Below are 20,841 nucleotides of genomic sequence, written 5' to 3'. Positions count from 1 at the left end.
TAAGGAGTATAGATGTGTTTAACTATGATCTAACGATTGTAAGTATGCTTTAGTTTGTGCGGGGTAGTTGGTAAAAATCCCATCTAAACCATATTCGAGCATTAGTGCTATATCTTGCTCTTTGTCTACCGTGTAGGCATAAATTTTTAGTCCGCGTTGCTTTGCATCATTAGCAAATGCTTTATTAACAAAATTTTTATCTACATGCACACTATAGGCATTTAAATCTTCAGCAAATTTTGCATAGCTTATAGGTATAGAAGACGTTAGTACGCCTATTTTTAACCATGGTAAACGGTTTTTAAGCCACAGTAATTGATGGTGATCAAACGATGATACTAAAATATTGGTACGTGATATTTTTCCCATACTTATATTGTATTCAAGTTGAATCGCAAGTTTTTCAAGTTCAAAAGTATGCTTAAGCTCTAGGTTGAGTAATGTTTTATCGTTATTCCAATCTAATAACTGCTGTAAGTTAGGTACATACTCACCATTTCCCGCGTCAAGCTTGGCTATTGTTACAGCGTCAAATTCATTGACCTTACCTGTGCCATTAGTCGTTCTATCAAGCCATGAATCGTGGATTAACATGTAATCATCAATAGCACTTTGTATATCTACTTCAATGCCATCTACACCTATTTTTAGCGCTTCTAAAATAGCACTTTTGGTGTTTTCTGGGAAATGTCCGCTTGCGCCTCTGTGTGCAAATACTTTCATTTACGTGCCTTTTTTGTGATTGACCAAGTTTCAAAGCAGGCGGCGCTAACAATTAATGTGCCACCTATTAGTGTCATTGCTGATGGGCGTTCATGTATTATAATAATCGCTAATAGTGTGCCATAAAGAGGTTGAAGGCAAGAAATGAGCCCAGCAGTAGCAGCAGATAAATGTTTTAAACTGGCTGCAAATAGTGAATGAGGCGTAGCTGTAAATATTACCCCTGCAATCAAAATTAATAACAAATCATGGTTACTTATTTCATACACAGGTACTTTTATAAATGCACATAGCATAAGGCTTGCAACCAAGGTTTGATAAAACATAGTTTGTGGGCCACCGTATTGGCTAAAGTAACGTTTGTGAGTGATGTTTCTTATTGAAAAAAAGAATGCTGACACTACGCCTGTTATCACTCCAAGAGTTACGTCGTCACCTAAACTGGCAGTAGGGACAAGAAGGTAAATACCTAATATAACCACCGCTGCACTAAGTATATCTTTAGCTTTGGGTTTACTCTTATTAAATAAAGGCTCTAAAAATACAGTAATTACTGGATAACTAAAAAATGCGAGCATCCCAATTGTTATACCCGCCATTTGCATACCAGCAAAGTAGGTAACCCAATGTATACCTACCGCCACACCGAGCAATATAGCCATTAAATAATCTTTAGGTTTATTAAGCTTAATAGGTTTTTTTTGCATACTTAGCAAAAACCAAATCGCAATGCCAGCAACTGCGGTTCTATAGACGGTTATATCAAGTGCATTTAAGCCAATGAGCTTTGCAAATAGAGCGGTTCCGCCAAAAAGTAATACGGCAATATGTAAATAAAGCAGGCTTTGCTGTTGGGGTTGCATTGAGTTTCCTTGTTATGCTTTTTTAGCATATTAGCATCGGTTAAAAATTCTTGAGATGATTTTTTTAATACATGACAAATGTCAGTAAAGTTAATGACATTCCACACTCACATTATTTTTGCACACTGGCATAATTACTCTACTTAATTGGAGGTAGTTATGAATTCCTTAATTTTATTTAGTTTGACTCTTAGTGAAGCGCTAGAAACATTAAATTTTACTATTAGTGACGCATATTGCTTTATGCTGATATGTATTTTCGTGTTATTTATATTTAGTAATAAAAACAAAATTATAAATAAAAATAATATACCAGAGGTATTAGCATGAGTTCACTTAGTGTCTTTTCTAAGCAAAGCGATAAAGGTTTTTGGAAATATGGACATCTAATTTTTACTGGCTTTTACTTACTACCGATGATAATCGATTTTGCTCATTTCACGAGTGAGCAAATCGTTATTTCTTTAGCTTTTTATATTGCTTTTATTCTTTTATATGTAAAAGCAATAAATTGTAAAGGTACTGGTGTAACTAAGTTATTTGTAGCAATGCTATTAATTTGCTTCAGTGCTACTTTTTACAGCACTGGCACTCCTACTTTGTTTGGCTTTGTAGCCTATATAGCAGGCTATGCATACAGCAAGCATCAAAGAGTTTATGCTGCACTAGCGATTATATTCTCGGTTTTATTAAGCGCATATATTGGTGATATAGGAAAGGTTCAGTACTTTTTAGCGATTGCTTTAATTTTATGCGCTGCGTTATTTAGCTACGGCATTGCAGCAAGAAGGGAGCGTCAATATAAAAAGCGTGAACAAGAAAATGCAAACCAACTAGAGCAATTAGCAGCAATTGCAGAGCGAGAGCGAATAGCTCGTGATTTACATGATATTTTAGGCCATTCACTTTCATCAATAGCTCTAAAAGCCGAGCTTGCCAACAAATTACATAACGCTGAGCGGTTTGAACAAGCTGGAAATGAAATTACCCAAGTAGCCGATTTAGCCCGTGCGCTTTTATCAGATGTTCGTCACGCTGTAACCGATTTAAAACAGCAGCAACTGACAGGGCAAGTTGAGCAACTAAAGCAGCGCTTAGAGGAGCAAAACATTATCACTAATGTAACGCTTAATTTACCGGTGTTACCTGCAGTAATAGAAAGCGAACTGTGTTTAATTATTAAAGAAAGCGTGACGAATATTTTACGTCATAGTAAAGCCAATCAATGCGATATTAATCTCACATCAACTAAACAAAGCATAACGCTAAATTTATTTAATAACGGTGATTGTGAAAATATCACTCCTGGCAATGGTTTAACGGGTATTAAACAGCGCGTAGAAAAGTTAAATGGCCAAGTGAAATTTGAAATTCAAAATGGATTTAAACTGACAGCACACATTCCTTTGCCATAAGCAAAGTTAAAAATACCAAGTAAAGGAAAAAGTATGATCAAAGTATTTTTAGTAGAAGACCAAGGGTTAGTTCGCGATGCTATATCGGCATTACTAAGTCTCGACTTTAATATAGAAGTAATAGGCCAGGCGTGCGACGGACAAGCTGCACTTGATCATCTATCTAGTTTATCAAACGTATTACTACCAGATATTGTACTTAGCGATATTGAAATGCCAAATATAAATGGCATTGAACTAAGTGAACAAATAGCTGCAAAACACCCATCAATTAAAGTAGTAATAATGACTACGTTTTCCCGCGCGGGTTACATCAGACGTTCACTTTCGGCGGGTGTTAAAGGCTTTATTTTAAAAGAAGCACCAAGTGAAGATTTGGTTAATGCACTTAAAAAAGTAATGTTGGGGCAAAAGGTGATAGACCCAGAACTTGCTATTAATGCATTGGATGACTCAGATCCACTTACAGATAAAGAGCGCAAAGCACTTAAACTTGCAAGTGACGGTCTTAAAACGAGTGAAATAGCCAAGCAGTTGTTTATAAGCGAGGGAACTACACGTAATTATCTCTCGGATGCTATAGCTAAATTAAATGCCACAAACCGAATAGATGCAGCACGTATAGCGAAACAAAAAGGATGGCTATAGAGAATAACTTTTTAAGTTGGGCGACTTTATAGCTGAACATTACAGTAATATACTTCATCAACATCTGAAGTATATTACCCATGTGAATCGAATACTATGATTTATCCTAAAGCATAATTAAGTTGTCAGCCCTTTCGAACTGCGACTCTTTATGGGTAATAATGATTACTGTTTTATTTAGTAATAACTGTTCCATTGCTTGCTCTATACAATGTCGATTTTTAGAATCGAGTGCACTTGTGAATTCATCTAGAATAACCAGTTCTGGTTCTTGCAGTATTGCTCTGGCAATGGCAATACGTTGCTTTTGACCTCCAGATAATTGATTTCCCCGATCACTAATTGGCGTAAAATAACCATTAGGTAAAAGTTCGATAAATTCATGGGCATTAGCCTTTTTACATCCATTTATAACTTTGTTCATTTGCTCTTGTGTTGGTTCTTCCCCTACATCTGGGAGTAGGTTTTCAATTATCGATGAAGAGAATAAAATAGGTTCTTGTTCTACATAAGCAATGTTGCTGCGAAAACTAGCGATAGTATGCTTATTTAACAATTTTTCCCCAATTGTTATTTCCCCGCTTGTTGGTAAATAATACCCTAATAAAAGTTTGGCTAAGGTCGATTTACCATTACCAGAAGGACCTCTAATAACTGTTTTCTCTCCTTGCTTAATATGGATATTAAGCATATTAAATACTTTCTTTTCAGGGTTGTTAGGATAAGAAAAAACAACATTATTAAAGCTAATATTTCCCATTTCAATTGCTTGTTGACCGTCTTGTTGTTCGGCGTCTGAATTATTAGTTAATAGTTCAAATAAATAGCGAGTGGCTCCCAATGAATGAACCCATTGCGCCCAAAACCCAGCTAACATATTTAAACTTGTAAATGCCATTCCCAAATACAGCACATATGAAGCGAGCTCACCTACGGTTAATGTATTTTTTTGAATAAGATGACTACCTAAAATTAGCATTAAAATTAGGCTACTAAAGATTAAAAAATTAAAAAAACCTTGGAAAATAGCAATAGCTGAAACGGTTTTTTTAGCACACGACACATAATGTTGATTACTTTGAGCATATCTATTTTGGCTTGCTTGAAACCAGTTATATAATTTTATTAATGTATGCCCATTTAAGTTGTCAAATGCCACTTTATTTGTTTTAGCTAAGGCTGTTTGCTCTTGATCAGATAAAGCCTCTACCTTTTTACTTAACAACTTAGTTGCAATAATAAATGTAGGAATGCAGAAGAATAATACTGAAGAAAGTATTGCAGAGAGAGTGAACATCATCACAATACAACCTATAGCTACAACTATAGAGCGCATTGCTTGCGCAGCACTAGTTGTGAGGACATCTTTTAAACTTTGGGTGTCTGAATTAATTCTACTGGCGAGCTCAGCCGTATTGTTTACATCATAGTAACTGGCAGTTTTTTTTATCAGCACTTGATGTAACTTTAATCTAAAATGAGTAATTACCTCGATACCAAGGCGCTCAAATAAATAGAAACGAACAGCACTTAATAATGAAAACAGGATGACGGTAATCAATACATAAAAGTGAAAAGGTTCTAACAACGATGATGGAGCCCTTCCATCAACATAATAATTGACTAGCTTAGGTAATGTAAGCTGGATAAAAGCTGTAATTAGCATAATTAAAAAAGCAAAAAATGCTTGAAGTTTAAAAGGGGCGAGAAGCTTAATTCGTTGTAAATAATGTGGGTTGTTCAATTTTTTTCACCCAAAATTTGTTGTTTGAAATAACGCCAATTTTCATCATCTATCATTCCTTGACCCTCTACTTCACTATTTTCATTGATAAATAAATAGGCAGGCGAAATTTCATGAGGGTTAACTGATTTATAATCAGAGTAATTAAGCTGCCAAATTAAGCGAGTTAAAGTTGATTGGGCAAAAAAAGATCCAATGTTTTCCATTTGTTCATGCAAAAGAATATGAAGAGAAACACCATTTAATTGTGCATGAACAGCAAGCTTCTCCAGCATAGTGATTTTACTTTTACATTTGGGACAATTTGTAGCAAGAAAAATTAATGCACTTGGTATATTAATATCTGTATAAATATGATTTTTAGTATGCAGCTCCATAGCTTGAAGCGATGGAAATGTTTCAATATTAAAAGAGGGAGCGTCTAACTGCTCTTTAGCTTTGACGAATTTTTTTAGCATTACTATGTTTAATGAAATACTTACAAAGATAAAAAAAGCTAAAAGTATAATAATGTATTGCCATTCTTCAGTAAGTTGCATGTTTATTCCGAATGTAAAAAAGTGCTGATAGATTTAAGATTGATCATGAGATTAACTAGGGTTAAAGCTAAAAAAAATAAAGTTAGTATTTGTAGATTAAAGATTTGTAATGGCGGTGCTATACACAATAGTAAGCTTGCCAAAAATAGAATTGTGTTACGAAGAAGGTCTTGCCAATCTAATACACTGCTTTCACCAAAACAATTGCACTGAATAACTTTTCCTGTCATCAAAGTGTATAGTGGAATGAAAACAAAAATGAGCATTATAAAACTGATTAATTGATATATTATCAGAGGCTTAGTAGGGAGTAGTAATGTCGGGAGAATGGCTAATTCACATGTGATAATAGTCAATGCGGCGAATTTACTAAAAGCTCTAGGTACCTTAAAAGACAGCTCTAACGTAGACTGAAACTCTTTAAAAATAATAGACTTTTTAATTCCTGCAAATAAAAAAGTAAGGGCTAATAATATTGCGCCGAATGTACTCAACAAAGACATTTACTTATCTTCCTCATAGATAGACCATTTGGGGTTTAGTCCAGACATATCTTTCCAGCGACTACTGCTGCTCTTTTCGCAAACTATGATTGAATCACACCAAGATTCATTTAGTTCATTACGGTTTCCACCACCGAGGTACAAAATAAAAAATTCTACTAAAGGCCAAGTGGCTGCGTTTATCCTTAGATCGGTTTTAAAAGGTAAATCAAGTTTAGCTAATTGCGTACCAGTTATCGCATAATCATGACTGTGATAACTGAACATTAATGTATCAATTATTTTGCTTTGTGTGGTTTTGCAGTGTTGACCCGCTCGCTGTAACAGCTCTTGTGCTATTTCTTTAACTTCCAGTACTGTACGATAAAATGTCGTTAAAGTAGGTGGGAATATGTGTTCACAGAGCATACTTAGCATATTGCTTTTATCTGCAACTTCAGTATTAAACCAATCTTTAGACATATCACTAAACAGTTTTATATCAGCACTGGATAAAGCTGTATTTTGCTCTCCTTGCCCACCATGAAGATGTGGATCAATAGCAGAAAAAATAGATAAGGGAGAAAAGTAAACAGCATTAGCGCTTAGCGCTAATAAAGTCCCTGATGATTGGCAATAATAAGGCGCAATTATATTGAGGTTGTGGCAGTAATTATTTAATAATAAAGCAATTCTTCGAGTCGCATTAACATCTCCGCCTCGAGTATAAAGTAAAATATTTAGGGTGTTAGTAAAGCCTAATATATTTAAATGGTTATATAACTGAGGCAAAAGGTCCATATCAAGGTGCGATGCAGCAATTACTAAGATTTGCTGTTCTTTGCCTAGCTGCTCACTTAATTTTTCTATTACTGGAGACGCGACATCTTGTAATTTTTGACTAAACTCAGGCATATTCACTTACAAGCTCCCTCTAGTGCTTCAATCAATGACTTCGTTATTTTTAGCTCTGGTACATTTTCTTCTACGAAACGGTATTGTCCATTTGGATTGTTTTCCAAAAAAATATATTCACCTTGAGGGGTGACAATCAGATCTAATGCTGAGTAAGTAAGTTGATAACTGTTTACGAACTCTAAACAAGCTTGTTCAATTTCTTCAGGGAGTTGATAGGCTGACATTGGCACTTGTACATTTAAATTCCTACAGTCTACTTGGCTTTCGGGGTGTAACTGTGAGTCAAGTTTTGCTGCGAACACTTGACCAGCAACAATAGTCACTCTTAACTCATATGCTTTTTCAATATATGCCTGAAATTGATTAGGTAGTAAGCGTAATGAGTCAGAATCATTAAGCATATTTTCATCGATTAGTGTTGTCGCAACCCCTTGGCTTTGCATTTTTTGACTTGTAATTACAGGGTCTGACATTACTTTATATACGACTTTTTTGTGCTTTAAGAAAAATGATCTAATTTCATTAGGATCATTGCTAATAATAGTATCAGGGATCTTAAAGCCTAATGTTAAGGCTCTTTGTAATTGCTCTCCCTTCCACATCGATGCACGTAAATATTTAGGGTGACTTACCCAAAAGCAGTTGATGCTGTATAAAGCGCTAAATAAAGCATGTTCTGTTTCTTGATTAGAAAATTGCTCAATAGATTGCTCCATATCACTGACTAGGTATGAAAAATCAGCTGGTTTTCGCAACCAAATAGAACCTATGTTTGAAAAGTTGATATTTTGTCTTGTGTTTATATTTTCAAGGGTGCTTGAGAGTTCGTTAATACCAATCACTTGTTTCATCAGGTAGTTTTTTGGAAATTGGTCTAATTCGAGTACAAAGTAATCTGAATTCTTACTTTTTAGCACTTCAATCGCTTTTTCTACGTGATAGTCTTCACTGTGGCTTATAATCAATATTGATTTCATGTGCACTCCGATGCATTTTAAGAGGTAACCAGCAGTAGGATTTTGGAGGGTTAATTAAATATTATTATTCTTATTTATAGAGATTTATAATGTATATATTAGTTAAAAGGTTCTATAAATTAATATCGATTTGAATGAAACGACAATAAAACCGCTGATTGTCGTTTTAAATAAGTGCTAGTTTAACACCAGATACCATTGTCTTTCCCATGCCAGCGATCGTCAGCTCGAGCCCATGGTCCAGAGCAACCTGCTGTAGCTGCTTTATTTTCAGCTTGCCATTTTTTTTCCTGTTTTACAGCATTTTTATTTGCTGCAGCAAATGCAAACGGTTTTGTATTTTTCATAATTATTTCCTTTTGTTAGTTATGATTGACCTTATTTAGGTCAAAAAAAACACTACACCCGTTTCTTATTTAGGTCAATATGTTATTTTATTGTTTTTTTTGTTAATGCGGGGTTGTGTTTGATTTTGTGTACAGTCGGTACGCGATATACTTAATGGCTAGGGCGTGTTGACCTTTCGTGATTGATTTTACAGCAGACTGTTTGGTATTTAGGCAAGGTAGAGTCTATGTGGTGTGGTTATTCCCCATAAGTAGTTGATAAAAAACATAAATGCCAAACATGCGCTGCCCTTTGAGTTCTTTCTAGGGACGATTAACTCTTTGTTTCTCTGTTTTACTTAGCCCACTAGTTTACAAACCTCGCGCCGCGATTAAATATCCCCTAGATTGAACGAATTTCAACCCACAAAGGTCAACACGCCCTAGTGTTTTTATTTTCATAAAAGTAATAAAGAGAGAGCAGTGATAAATCGAACCTTGTCAGTAAAGAGTATTTAAACTTCCAAGCGGCGGTCTTAAAGTTAGTAAATAACGAAGTAAAGGGTGGCTATAAAATAGGGCTGAACATAGCCCTATTTTATAGCAAAAAAACAGACTAACTATAATAGTTATGTATTTCCCTTATGCCTTTCATTTTATATGTCTAGGAGCGGTTGGTGACAGTATTTTTTTCTAATAAATTTATGTAGTACGTTAGTTTTGAGCTGATTCGAATAAACTAACTTCTAAACAGTGCTGGCTTACGCTGTTCCTTTTTAAGGCGATATATAAGTCGGAGTGGATGTATATACCTTCTTTACCTGATGTCATTCCTGCAATTTCAAACCATGAAAGCAGTTGGCGTTTTCTACCTGCTAATTCAAGCCTTATATCACGCTTTTTAAATATAATGTCTAAGTCGGCAAGCATGGCCATTACACTTAAATCTAAGTGAGTAAAGCAGGGTACAGCATCAATTATTACGCACTGAGTGTCGTCTTTTTGTCTTGCGTATTGCTCTAGTAATCTGCGTTTAAAGTAGCTGGCATTAAAGTAAGTTAGAGGGGAATTAAAACGATAAATAAACACGCCTTGCACTGCTTTTGCTTTATCTGTTGCATCTAAACTTCTTACAACTCCGTTTATATCTACGCCTAGTATATTGTCAGTTGGACGCATTACTGTGCGGATAAACTGAAATAGTCCCAGTAATACAGCAAGCGTGATGCCAGGGATAACACCAATAAATAACACCGCAAGTAAGGTGGCCGAGGCTAGATAAAATGCCTGTTTATCTTTTCGCTTTAATTGCCAAACCGCTTTTAAATCGAGTAAATGAACTGAGGCAATTATAAGCACAACACCTAGCGCTGCACTTGGAATAAATTCAAGTGGGGCTGTTAAAAATACAGCTATGAGCGTAATAATGGCAGCGGCTATTATAGACACTAACTGCGTTTTACCACCCGTTGCATCGTTAACAGCGGTGCGAGAATCGGCGCCACTGACGGCAAAACCTTGCGAAAGAGCTGACGCTATATTGGCAATACCTAGCGCTCTAAATTCTTTATCGGCGTCTATGTCGTAGCCGTTTTTAGCTGCAAAGCTACGAGCAGTTAGCATCATACTTACAAAGCTCACAATGGCTAAGTTAAGTGCGGGTACCACCAGCTCACGAATAATCCCTAAATCAAAAACAGGGGCATTAAAAACAGGAAGCCCGCCAGTTACGGTGCCAATAGTTTTTATATCAAATTGTTTTAAATCAAAAATCCATACCAAAAGCGCACCGAATGTAATGGCGAACATAGACGAAGGCCAAGTGGGCTTTATCCGCTTCATGGCAAAATAAACAGCAAGTGTAAACAAGGCCATTAATAAGGTGGGAACATGTGTTTGCGCTAGGTATGTGGGTACGCCACCTAGGCGTTCAAGTAAGTAGCGCTCGTCAAAGGTAAAACCGAATACTTTGGAAAATTGACCAACAATAATAGTGATGGCTACGCCGTTTAGTAAGCCCATTAAAATAGGCTTAGATAAAAAGTCAGCTAATACACCTAACTTAAATTTACTGGCTATAAAGCACCAAAAGCCGGTCATAGCGGTCATGGTGACAACAAGTTGCCAATGCTTAAAGCTGTCACCTGCAGCAAGAGGTGTTACTACAGCTGCAATAACGGCGCAGGTTGCGGCATCAGGGCCAACTATTAGTTGTTTAGAAGTGCCGAAAAGTGCATATAGCATCATTGGCAGTATGCAAGAATATAACCCTACGGCGGCGTTAACACCGGTTAGTTGTGCGTAAGCAATGGCAACAGGTAAAGCCACTGCAGCTACCGATAGCGCCGCCCTTACATCATCAGCAAACCATTGTCGCTCATAGTGCAGCAATGTATTTAAACCGGGCATAAAATTATATAAACGCGACAGCACTTCAGTTTTCCTGTTAATAGTTACAACGTTTTGATAGTAAATTTAATATTCAAATATGTATAGCGGGCACGGGGTTATTTTAATAAATGGGGATGATTTAAATTAATAATGATTTTAAATTACTTTAAAGCACGAGCTGATAATTAATGTGGGATTGTTATGCTGAAAAACAGTTAAATTACAGATATAAAAAATGACGCTTGCGTTGTGATAACACGCGCGCCATTTTATAGTTTTAAAAAGTGCCTGCTCATAAAAATAAGGAGCAGGCTAAACTTTAGGGGGATATTAAAATTTTGCGCGAATACCAAAGCTGTAACGACGATCCGCTTCAGTGTACTTCCAAGCACCACCTAGTTCAGATAGATAGATTGAAGGTTCACCTGTTAAGTTCGTTGCATTACCAACAAGCGTAATGTTTTCGTTAATGTCCCAACTTGCAGAGAAGTCTAACTGGCCTCTGTCGTCACGGTAGTTATTACCGTAAACAGTACCTTCTGCTGAAATACTGCCGTCAGAGTTAATATTTTCTACACGTTTTTCGTTTTCAGTATCTAAGAAACTGTCACGATAGTTATAAGCGATACGAGTCGAGAACCCTTCGTACTCCCAAAATACTTGTAAGTTGTAAGTGTTTTTAGAGATATCTAATAACGGATTGCCATTTGGTTGCTCACTATCTGCATATGTGTAGTTTGCATTGATGCCTAAGCCAGAAAATGCACCTGGTAGGCTTGTAAAGAACTGCTGGTAGCCCACTTCAAAACCTTGAACTGAACCGTTTTCACCATTTACATTTTTAACAGTATCGATACCCGTTAGTCCTGCGTCGCGTAAGCCTGCAACATGATCAAAGCCGTCAGCATCTACCGGGAAGTCTGTTGCATCAGAATAAACTAGGTTATCTTGCGATACACCCGCTGCATCAAGTTGACATACTTGGTTCCACTGAGTCACGTTTTGACCAGCAGTAGTGCTTGATGAAGCGACACAACTACTTTCGTTGCTTAAGAAAGATTCAACATCTTTATAAAATACTGCGAAAGATAGTACGTTTCCTTCATCAAAGTAATGCTCTACAGATAAGTCGTATTGTGTTGCTCGGTATGGTTCTAAATCAATAGAGCCTTGCGTTGCACCCGTAATGTCGTTGTTAACGTCAAACGCAGGGCTTAGCTCGCTAAAGTCAGCGCGGCGCATAACTTTTGCTGCAGCAAAACGAAATAGTGTTTCATCTGAGTAGTTATAAGTAACGTTTAAGCTTGGTAAAAAGTCACTGTAGTCGTTTTCGCCAGTTACTTTTTCGCCATTGAGGAACACGCTTGATTCAAGATCTGTAGTTACATAACGACCACCTACAATAGCGGTGATATCATCAAAATCTAAATATGCAGATACATACACTGCGGCTGTATCTTCAACCACATTGCGGTATGCGCTATCTTGAAACTTTTGGTTGTCTGAAAGGCTGCCCGTTGAAGCTAGGTTAGTGCCTACAAGCAATTGTTGAAGTTGAGCATAAGTATTTGCTGGGTTAGATAAACCGTTATAGCTTAAAAAAGTTAGTAGGTCATTTTGCCCCGAGTGTCCTAGTTGGTCAAAAGAGTTGTCGTGGCTAACGGTAGTAAAGCTATCAGGAAATGCAGCATTGAAATCATCAACCCATAAAGTAGCTAATGAACCATCTGAGTCATTAAATGCATTTTTATAAATGTCTTTAATTTCTACTTTGTATTGTTCGTATTCGTAATCACGGTTAGTAACACGTACACCTGCTTTTACTTTAGATACCCAACTTAAGCTGCTGAGAGGTTCGAACATTTCAATATCAAAACGAACCGCTGTTTCATCATTGTTTGTTCTTTTATCTTCACTTTTAAAAGTACGTAATGCTAAGTTTTGTGGGTCGGTAAATGCATTTGGATCTGAATGAATGATGCTTGGTAATTTATTACCGTTTTGCGAAAATGCACCATCATATAAATGATTTACTAAATCAACCCCTCCGCTAGCTTCAAAGGTCGACTTTTCGATTGGACGAAGTGTAAATTCAGAATCAGGCCTTACGCTTTCTGATGATGCTACCGCAATTTCACCAGAGATTTTTATGCTGTCAGTAAGGTTCCACTCTGCACCAAGTGCATTTGAAAACGAGTCGGTTTCACGAAAGTCGCTGTATGTTTTTGGGATACCAAATTCGTTTGTTAGTGTGTAGTTGTTTACGCCGTTAGCACCTTGAGTTGTGTTTGCATCTGTTGATAATGAGCCAACGACACCTAAAATAGAATTACCAGCTTGCTCGCCAGAGCGCTTAGTACCGCTTAAATCAAGGTACACCATGCCGTTACCAGATGTTGGTGCCCACTGAAGAGATAAATTTACAGCAGTACGTTCACGTTTTTCTACGTATTGTTCAACACTGTGCTCATCTCTAACAATGGCATTACCACTAGGTGTATTACCTTCTTGACCGTTAATTTCGATATCTTGAGGTTTAACTCGGCTAGATGTTTCATCTTGACGAATTTCACGATCTTGATATGAAAACATAGCGATGGCACCAAAAGTACCCATTTCGTCAAAGTCCCAATTGTTACCAATTGAGCCGCTAAAAATAGGTGCAATATTCTCTGTTTTATCAGCGTATTCGCCATCAAGAGAGATTGCGCCGGTTAGCTTATCCAGCTCTAGTGGGCGAACTGTCTTTAAACTCACTGTTCCGCCTAATGCACCTTCAATCATATCGGCAGTAGGCGATTTAACTACTTCTACTGTTTTTAAGAAGCTTGATGGGTAATCTTGCAAACTAATACCGTCACGAGAGTCACCAATTGTAGAGCGGCCATTTAATTCAACACGGTTTTGAGGTAAGCCACGAATAGAAACACTGTCACCCACACCAAAGTCGGTATTAATAGATACGCCAGTAATACGTTGCAGTGCTTCTGCAATGTTATTGTCTGGTAATTTACCTATATCTTCAGCAACAATAGCATCAACAATACGCCCATCAGTACGTTTAAGCATTGCCGCAGCTTTCATGCTACCTAGCATGCCTTTTACTTCAATAACTTCAATATCATCAGATGCGGTTTCTGAAGCAGTTGGAGCCTCTTGCGCTGCAATATTAGAAGAAGCCATTAATAAAAGGGCTGCGGCACTGATTGTTGTAGAGCTACTTCTTTTATGTTTATTAGTTAATGTTGAAGTAATTTGATTGAGTTTCATGTATCTCTCCCGTTTGGGTACGACTTAACGTCATTGTGTGTGTTGTTACTTGGTTTGGTTAACCAATTTAACTGCTTTTCCCTGCGCTGTGTCATACAGGTGGTATGGTTGAAATTAGTCCAATTCAGCTTTTATTACAACCTTTGTTTACCAAAAATTCACAAAATGTATTACAAAGTGTTTATTTATTTTTTTATATTTAATAAATTTAACGGCTTATGGTTTACTTTTGTTTTTTATATTTTGAGTGAGTTTTATTAAAGTATGTTTACCAGGGGCATTTTTATATTTTTTGTACTATTTAATATCATTTTTAGCGTTTTTTTTGAACTTTTAGCGGCACTTTTATATGTATTTAGTTTGTTTTTTAAGTGATGTTAAAATAATGAGGTGTTCATTAAAGGTTGAGTACGGCTTATAAACTTGCGAAATAATGAGGAGTATAAAATCATTCAATTTTATTTTGGTTATTTTTTTTGGTAATACCAATTTTCTATTGTTTTTATATGGATTTTGTATTAGAGCTTACTGATACACGTCTATATGTAATTATAAATAGAGTGATTTTTACGCAAAAAAAAGCCCAGCATATAAATGCTGGGCTTTCTTAGCTTAAATATATTAGCTTTTTAGTTCGCCTGTAGATGATTCTAAGTGGGCTCGAATAAACCACTGAAATTGTTCTAGATCAGCCAGTTGGCTGGTGATCATATCTTCAGACACAGGATCTAATTCAGAAAGAGTCTCAATTGCTTTGCGGTGATCGGCATTAACGCCGTTATATACTTTATCAAGTGCAGCTAAATGCTCGGTCACTAGCCCTTTACCAATTGAGTATTCGCTCCATGTTCGGCGATCTACAATTGATTTTGGAGTGCCCACTGGTACTCCACCAAGAGTCGCAATTCGCTCAGCGATGGTGTCTGTCATTTCGCGCACAATGTCTACCTGTGGGTCTATCATTTCGTGTACGCCAATAAAGTTAGGTCCGACTACATTCCAATGAATATGTTTTAAAGTTAGTTGTAAGTCTATCAATGCAACCATGCGGTTATCGAGGGTAGCTATTGTTTTTTGGGCTGATTCGTCACTCATACCTGGCGCGGTAAATTTAGTTGTTTTGTTTGATTCGTTATTGTTACTCATAATTTCTCCTACTTAACTAATGTGTTGCTCATATATATGTTGCGTGATGAGCGTGACTTAAGCTTAATAAAGCAACTGCTATGCCGTAAGTTGATTTATTTAAAAAGTAATTTAAAAACATGGGGTTATATTTTAATTTAAGGTTTTTAAGGCTGAAGAGGAGATTGGATTTTTGAAAAGCCTGCATATATTTGTAAAATATGCAGACTTTAATTTAGTTACTCTTAGGTGTATTTAAACGTTGGCTTTATATTCGTGCGCTTTTAAAGCATCGAGCGAGACTATTTCTAATGATTTTTTATTTGTGGCTTCAAGTACCACCGGTGGCGCAACGTTTGCTGAAATAGCATGAAGCCATCTTACTGCACACAAGCACCATTTATCACCGGCTTTTAAACCTTCGAAATCGTAAAGAGGGTTCGGGGTTATTAAATCGTTACCTTGTGATTTTGAAAATTGTAAAAACTCATCAGTCATAATTGCACACACACTGTGATTGCCAAGATCTGATTCTGGTACATAACAAAACCCTTCACGTGTGTAGCCACCATTACCGCAACATAGTTTTAAGCGTGTGCCGAGTACATTAAATTGATTCGCCATGAAATACCTTAATTTGTGGTGTTTAATAAATTTACTCTATCAGGAGTAACTCGCTTGAGATAGCTATAAAACTTAAAAGAGGGAAGGGCTACACAAACTTAAGCCCGCAGCAAATTGCGGGCTTAGTATTGTTTATTATTTAATACGCAGCGCCATACAATCGCTATGGCCGTTTATGATCATGCTTTTATCAACACGTACGCCACCACCAGAGTATTTTCCGGCGGCTGTAAAACTACATATTTGTACAAAGTAGTCATCTACTTTGGGCAGTGCAAATAGTTGTTGGTATATTTGGTCTTGCTCGGCAAAGTGCCCCATTGTTTTTTCTATAACTTGCTGCTGTTCATCAACAAGTTGAATATTAGCGCCACAGCGTCCTACTATTGGTTTAACTACATAACCGGTTTGTAATAACTCGTCGTTAAGCCCAAACGCGGTATTAAGTAAATACTTATGATTAGGGAACAAGCTCCAAAGTATTGGTAAAATGGCCTTATTACTTGGGATTAATGTCCACAGTGGTTCAAATACCATCACGTTTTTACGCAGTAATACATCGACTAAGCGCGGCGTTTCACCAGCTTTGAATTGTGGTTCAAAGTTATCACCTAATGATTGCTCGGCTTCGCATTCTTCACGAATTTGATCAAGTGCGGTTTCCCACGACCAGGTTTTCCATACGTAACTAAGTTGTGCGCCATCAGCATCTACTATGTTGCCTGACTCATTCCAGCGAAGTGTGCTTAAGCCAATTACTAACTTACACTCAAAGCCCGCGGCTTCAATAGCTTCTTTCATAAATAATGCGTGGTAATGTTCTTCTGGTTCATCGTCTTGTAAAATATGAACAAGACCTTTCACTTCACTTTTACGCCATGCTTTTACGAGGTCTTTAAATAAGTTTTGACCTGCATCTACACCTGCTTTAACACCAAAGTGTTTTGCCCACTTGCCCTGAACTTTGCCGCTTTCCATATAACACGATGCCGAATCGCAATTGTATTCGTAAACTTTTAAACCTGCTGCTGTTAAGGCAAAGTCAAACCGGCTGGTAATTAATTGGTTTAAGCGGTTATCCCACGATTGGCGAATTTTATTAAGCACAACATCGGGTAAATTAAACTTTTTTAATAACTCAGGGTGCTGCAGTACATAATCGGTTGCATGCATAAATAAGCCATGCAGCTCATTTGTTGCATGCTCAATGCTTTGCTGCGCCGTTTGAGATATTGCAAAGTAATTATGCTGATCTTCATCTACGGATGTAAGTTTATGACCTTGCATCATTTCTACGTAAGCAGCTTCATCGTCATTCGCAATATTTAACCATGACTTATTTGCTTGCCCTGTATCTGCTGCTTTATGGGCTTCTATAGTAAATAAGTCAGTGTTTAGCTCAGGCGTTGACTCAGCATATTCTGTTTCATCAGTTTGTGTCATCCAACCTAAAATAGTGGCGTCGCTGTAAGAGCACTCAATCCAATAGTCGCCATCTTTAGTTACTTTTGCTTTTAGTTCTCGGCACCAGTTTTGATTTGTTGGCCATATTTGATGTCCTACATTTTGCTCAGCAAGGCGTATTTTATCTTCATGCACTTCAACAACAACAGCAACATGGCCTGTTTCTTCAAACTCGCCGCCTTCTTCCCATATAAGTAAACTACCTACTTGAGGGTGATGTTTAGCACCATTTTTAAACGCGTTTAGTGGCAGTCTATTTTGGCTATTTACATCGCGCACTGAACGCAGCTCAAAAATATCGTAAGCCATGGCTATGTCATCAAAAATATAACCATGGTTGAGATACATCCATCTACGGGCAAACTCAACGCATTGCCATTTATAGCCCATGTAAATACCGTCTAGGTGACTACGATAGGCGCTACGATTAGGATAAATGCTTTCATCAGCCGTATCATAATCAGATGAATACACAGCAACATTACCAGATGCATAACCTAATAAGGTACCAAAATCACTAGCAGGGGCAGAAGATTTCATAAACAAAGGTGTTCAAAATAAGGTGTAATAATTTGCTGACTATATGAGCGAAACTGCGTTATAGCAAGATATAAAATATGTTTTTACGAAGGAAAATGAGTAAAAAATTACTCATTCATTAAAGAGTGAAAATGCGGGGGAGAACCTTTATTAATAGCATTAGATTTGGTGCTTATTTGAACTTGTAGTTGGTTGAAAATTAGTAATGTTTTTGACGTAATAATTACTGTTTAAATCTCAACTAAAAAATGGAGAAGCTATAGGTAGCTTCTCCACTTTTATTATTCATAGTTAGTGCTTTTTATAATTTGTTAAGCAGGTTACACGTTACTAAATCATTTCAGCATCTATATGGCGTATAAGGTTTGACACCCAATTAACATACTGGCGGTGAATTTTTTTGCCATTGTAGTTTAAGTTAATAGAGTTTTTATAGTTGATTGAGTATGCTGTTTTATCATATGTAATATCGACTGTTAATTGGTGTGTGCGAATATCCAGCACACCTTTTATTTTACCTTCACTCATAGGTGTGCACTTCCAACCAAGCTGAATACATGCTTTTAGAATACCTTTTGCTACGTCAGCTTCACTGTTGGTAATTGTTGATGTTTGCGGAATAGGGTTTTGTTCGAAGTCTCTTACTGCGACAGATGTTGAACAACCAGCAAGTACAGTAAGAGCTGCCGCTGTAAGTAAAATTGAGTACTTTTTCATAATAATCCTTTGTTTTAATTTCATCCAATTGCGTTGTGTCGCCAATATATGCGCTTAGGTGAGATTATCGGTAAATTTATAGGTGAGTGCCAGTAATAATTTAAAATAAAGGCACTTGATCGAACCCTAACCAGAGTTATAGATTGGTCGAGAATTTAATCAGTTAAGAATATTATGTTACTTACTTAAAATAACGGTGAGGGGGAAAGCTAGTGAGATTATGCATTAAAGGCTTACTTTGGTTGTGTATATCTATTGAATCTATATTTTTCAATCTGCTTTAACTTACTCCTATATTCGTATGTTCGTTAATTTTTTGTTAAAGTACTGTGCTTGGTATGGGATACAGTAATTTAATGATTTTATAAACAGGAAATGAAATGGAAGATATAATAAATCAAATAGATGTTAATCAATATTTACCCGCTGCAGTTACGTGGGCAACCAACATATTACTGGCAATTGCAATTTTACTTGTAGGCTTATGGTTAGCAGGCAAGGTACGCAATTTAATTATTGGCTTATGCCATAAATATACTCATCTTGATGATACGCTTTTTCGCTTTTTAGGCAGCATGGCTCGCTACATCATATTAGCGTTCGTTATTATTGCTGTGTTAAATCGCTTTGGTGTACAAACAGCCTCTATTATTGCTTTACTCGGTGCTGCGGGACTTGCTATAGGCTTGGCGTTACAAGGTGCAATGTCGAACCTTGCAGCAGGCGTTATGTTACTTGTTTTTAGACCTTATAAAGTGAATGATTTTATTGAGGCTGCAGGGCGCTTTGGTAAAGTAACAGAAGTAGATATGTTTACTACTATTTTACAAACGTTCGATAACCAACAGGTTATTATTCCAAATAGTCAAATTTGGGGCGCGCAAATTATTAACCATTCACATCATCCAATTCGTGGTGTTGATATGCATTTTGGTGTTGCTTACGGTGAAGATACAACGGCTGTACGTAAAGTTATTGATGCCGTACTTGCAGCGCACCCACACATACTAAAAGATCCAGCGCCTTTTGTTGAAGTAGAAACACTTAACAACAGTTCAGTAGACTTTTTAGTAAGACCTTTTTGTAAGGGTGAGCATTACTTCGATATTCTTTACACTGTGCCAGAGTTAATTAAAAAAGCACTAGATGAAAACAACATCGAAATACCTTTCCCTCATCGTAAAGTAATTTTAGTTAACGAAAGTAAAGATTAACTAAATTTATAACGATTTAAACGCAAGGGCACTTTAAAGTGCCCTTTTTTTGATCTTGAAAAACTTACAGGGTTCTGTAATTTTTTCTATTTTTAATACCTATTAAAGCATCATTTTCACTCTGTATCCCGCGCTTTTATTGCTCTTACTGTTTGGTCTTTATTTTGCATTTAGCTCAGCTGTTTTTGCTGTTAAGCAAACTTTAAAAAACGACCCCAATCACTTAAATTGTAATGAAGGATTAGACATGGCTGAATCATTTAAATACGCAGGTAAGAAAGGAAATGGCGGCGAGCTGCGCCACAAAGTGCATCTGATGGCTACCCAACAATGACCACAGCGCAAGGCTGCCCTGTGAGCGACGATCAAAACTCGTTAAAAGCAGGCAAACGCGGTCCTGGCTTAATGGAAGATCAGGTACTGCGCGAAAAGCTTTTTCATTTTGACCACGAGCGTATTCCTGAGCGAGTAGTACATGCTCGTGGTTACGGGGCACACGGGTATTTTGAAACTTACGACACGCTTGAAGATTTAACCTGTGCTGATATTTTTAAACGCAAAGGTGAAAAAACACCTGTGTTTACACGCTTTTCTACGGTTGCTGGTAACAAGGGCTCTCCAGATTTAGCACGTGATGTACGTGGTTTTGCCGTTAAATTTTATACTCAAGAAGGTAATTGGGATTTAGTGGGTAACAATATACCGGTGTTTTTTATTCAAGATGCGATGAAATTCCCAGACTTAGTTCATTCAGCTAAAGCAGAGCCCGACCGAGGTTTTCCTCCGCGGATTCAAATCTGAAGTGCATAACGTTTAGGCGGCTTTAGCCGCCAAGTGATCCTGCATCAATTTTGCAGGCGT

17 protein-coding genes and 1 pseudogene are annotated in these 20,841 nt (G+C 37.0%); 4 read left to right on the top strand and 14 right to left on the bottom strand.

The genetic code is table 11. The annotated features are described in order from the left end of the window. Positions 1 to 18: 18 nt before the first annotated feature. Both NRL14_RS12775 and NRL14_RS12770 read right to left on the bottom strand, forming a co-directional pair. Positions 19 to 723 carry a glycerophosphodiester phosphodiesterase family protein gene (locus NRL14_RS12775; protein WP_149606485.1) on the bottom strand — a complete coding sequence of 235 codons (705 nt, stop codon included), beginning with the start codon at positions 721 to 723 and terminating at the stop codon, positions 19 to 21. Further along, the gene (locus tag NRL14_RS12770) at positions 720 to 1,586 is read right to left on the bottom strand and encodes a DMT family transporter (RefSeq protein ID WP_149606484.1); all 867 of its coding nucleotides are present in this window, start codon (positions 1,584 to 1,586) and stop codon (positions 720 to 722) included. The genes NRL14_RS12775 and NRL14_RS12770 overlap by 4 nt, the downstream gene beginning before the upstream one ends. 326 nt (positions 1,587 to 1,912) lie before the next feature. Here NRL14_RS12770 and NRL14_RS12765 point away from each other — a divergent pair, with 326 nt between their 5' ends. Together NRL14_RS12765 and NRL14_RS12760 are read left to right on the top strand one after the other, a co-directional pair. After that, a complete protein-coding gene (locus NRL14_RS12765) occupies positions 1,913 to 3,001 on the top strand; it encodes a sensor histidine kinase (protein WP_149606483.1) in 1,089 nt (362 codons plus the stop codon). Between the two features lie 33 nt (positions 3,002 to 3,034). Beyond that, the gene (locus tag NRL14_RS12760; protein ID WP_007376950.1) at positions 3,035 to 3,649 is read left to right on the top strand and encodes a DNA-binding response regulator; all 615 of its coding nucleotides are present in this window, start codon (positions 3,035 to 3,037) and stop codon (positions 3,647 to 3,649) included. A gap of 106 nt (positions 3,650 to 3,755) precedes the next feature. Here NRL14_RS12760 and NRL14_RS12755 read toward each other — a convergent pair whose 3' ends face one another. The 12 genes from NRL14_RS12755 to NRL14_RS12705 form a co-directional block, all read right to left on the bottom strand. Next, a complete protein-coding gene (locus NRL14_RS12755; protein WP_306724810.1) occupies positions 3,756 to 5,393 on the bottom strand; it encodes an ABC transporter ATP-binding protein in 1,638 nt (545 codons plus the stop codon). Then, on the bottom strand, positions 5,390 to 5,932 hold the full coding sequence (locus NRL14_RS12750; RefSeq protein WP_306724809.1) for a hypothetical protein: 543 nt from the start codon (positions 5,930 to 5,932) through the stop codon (positions 5,390 to 5,392). The genes NRL14_RS12755 and NRL14_RS12750 overlap by 4 nt, the downstream gene beginning before the upstream one ends. A 2-nt stretch (positions 5,933 to 5,934) precedes the next feature. Then, a complete protein-coding gene (locus tag NRL14_RS21080) occupies positions 5,935 to 6,435 on the bottom strand; it encodes a MauE/DoxX family redox-associated membrane protein (protein ID WP_373462532.1) in 501 nt (166 codons plus the stop codon). Continuing rightward, a complete protein-coding gene (locus tag NRL14_RS12745) occupies positions 6,436 to 7,329 on the bottom strand; it encodes a hypothetical protein (RefSeq protein WP_306724838.1) in 894 nt (297 codons plus the stop codon). Positions 7,330 to 7,331: 2 nt separating this feature from the next. Continuing rightward, on the bottom strand, positions 7,332 to 8,309 hold the full coding sequence (locus NRL14_RS12740; RefSeq protein ID WP_306724808.1) for an MvdC/MvdD family ATP grasp protein: 978 nt from the start codon (positions 8,307 to 8,309) through the stop codon (positions 7,332 to 7,334). A 182-nt stretch (positions 8,310 to 8,491) separates the two neighbouring features. Continuing rightward, positions 8,492 to 8,656 carry a hypothetical protein gene (locus NRL14_RS12735; RefSeq protein WP_306724807.1) on the bottom strand — a complete coding sequence of 55 codons (165 nt, stop codon included), beginning with the start codon at positions 8,654 to 8,656 and terminating at the stop codon, positions 8,492 to 8,494. A 693-nt stretch (positions 8,657 to 9,349) separates the two neighbouring features. Next, positions 9,350 to 11,068 (bottom strand): SulP family inorganic anion transporter, encoded by a 1,719-nt coding sequence (locus tag NRL14_RS12730; protein WP_306724806.1) that lies wholly within the window; start codon positions 11,066 to 11,068, stop codon positions 9,350 to 9,352. 288 nt (positions 11,069 to 11,356) lie between these two features. Continuing rightward, the gene (locus tag NRL14_RS12725) at positions 11,357 to 14,296 is read right to left on the bottom strand and encodes a TonB-dependent receptor (protein WP_306724805.1); all 2,940 of its coding nucleotides are present in this window, start codon (positions 14,294 to 14,296) and stop codon (positions 11,357 to 11,359) included. A gap of 621 nt (positions 14,297 to 14,917) precedes the next feature. Beyond that, positions 14,918 to 15,442 (bottom strand): DNA starvation/stationary phase protection protein Dps, encoded by a 525-nt coding sequence (gene dps / locus NRL14_RS12720; RefSeq protein WP_007376944.1) that lies wholly within the window; start codon positions 15,440 to 15,442, stop codon positions 14,918 to 14,920. Positions 15,443 to 15,676: 234 nt separating this feature from the next. Continuing rightward, positions 15,677 to 16,045, bottom strand: a complete 369-nt coding sequence (locus NRL14_RS12715) for a DUF2237 family protein (protein WP_033039145.1) — start codon at positions 16,043 to 16,045, stop codon at positions 15,677 to 15,679. Positions 16,046 to 16,180: 135 nt separating this feature from the next. Beyond that, positions 16,181 to 18,049 carry a bifunctional glutathionylspermidine amidase/synthase gene (gene gss, locus NRL14_RS12710; RefSeq protein WP_306724804.1) on the bottom strand — a complete coding sequence of 623 codons (1,869 nt, stop codon included), beginning with the start codon at positions 18,047 to 18,049 and terminating at the stop codon, positions 16,181 to 16,183. 330 nt (positions 18,050 to 18,379) lie between these two features. Then, complete coding sequence (locus NRL14_RS12705) at positions 18,380 to 18,766, bottom strand: hypothetical protein (protein ID WP_007376940.1); 387 nt, start codon at positions 18,764 to 18,766, stop codon at positions 18,380 to 18,382. Between the two features lie 380 nt (positions 18,767 to 19,146). On the opposite strand from NRL14_RS12705, the gene NRL14_RS12700 reads away from it, so the two are divergent. Together NRL14_RS12700 and NRL14_RS12695 are read left to right on the top strand one after the other, a co-directional pair. Beyond that, on the top strand, positions 19,147 to 19,980 hold the full coding sequence (locus NRL14_RS12700; protein ID WP_007376939.1) for a mechanosensitive ion channel family protein: 834 nt from the start codon (positions 19,147 to 19,149) through the stop codon (positions 19,978 to 19,980). A gap of 247 nt (positions 19,981 to 20,227) precedes the next feature. Further along, positions 20,228 to 20,763, top strand: a pseudogene (locus tag NRL14_RS12695) (catalase); the annotation flags it as partial. Between the last annotated feature and the right edge of the window lie 78 nt (positions 20,764 to 20,841).

It is taken from the genome of Pseudoalteromonas sp. 20-92, assembly GCF_030847595.1.
In the GTDB taxonomy this organism is placed as follows: Bacteria; Pseudomonadota; Gammaproteobacteria; order Enterobacterales; family Alteromonadaceae; genus Pseudoalteromonas; species Pseudoalteromonas fuliginea.
This window is presented reverse-complemented; position numbering and strand designations above follow the sequence as displayed.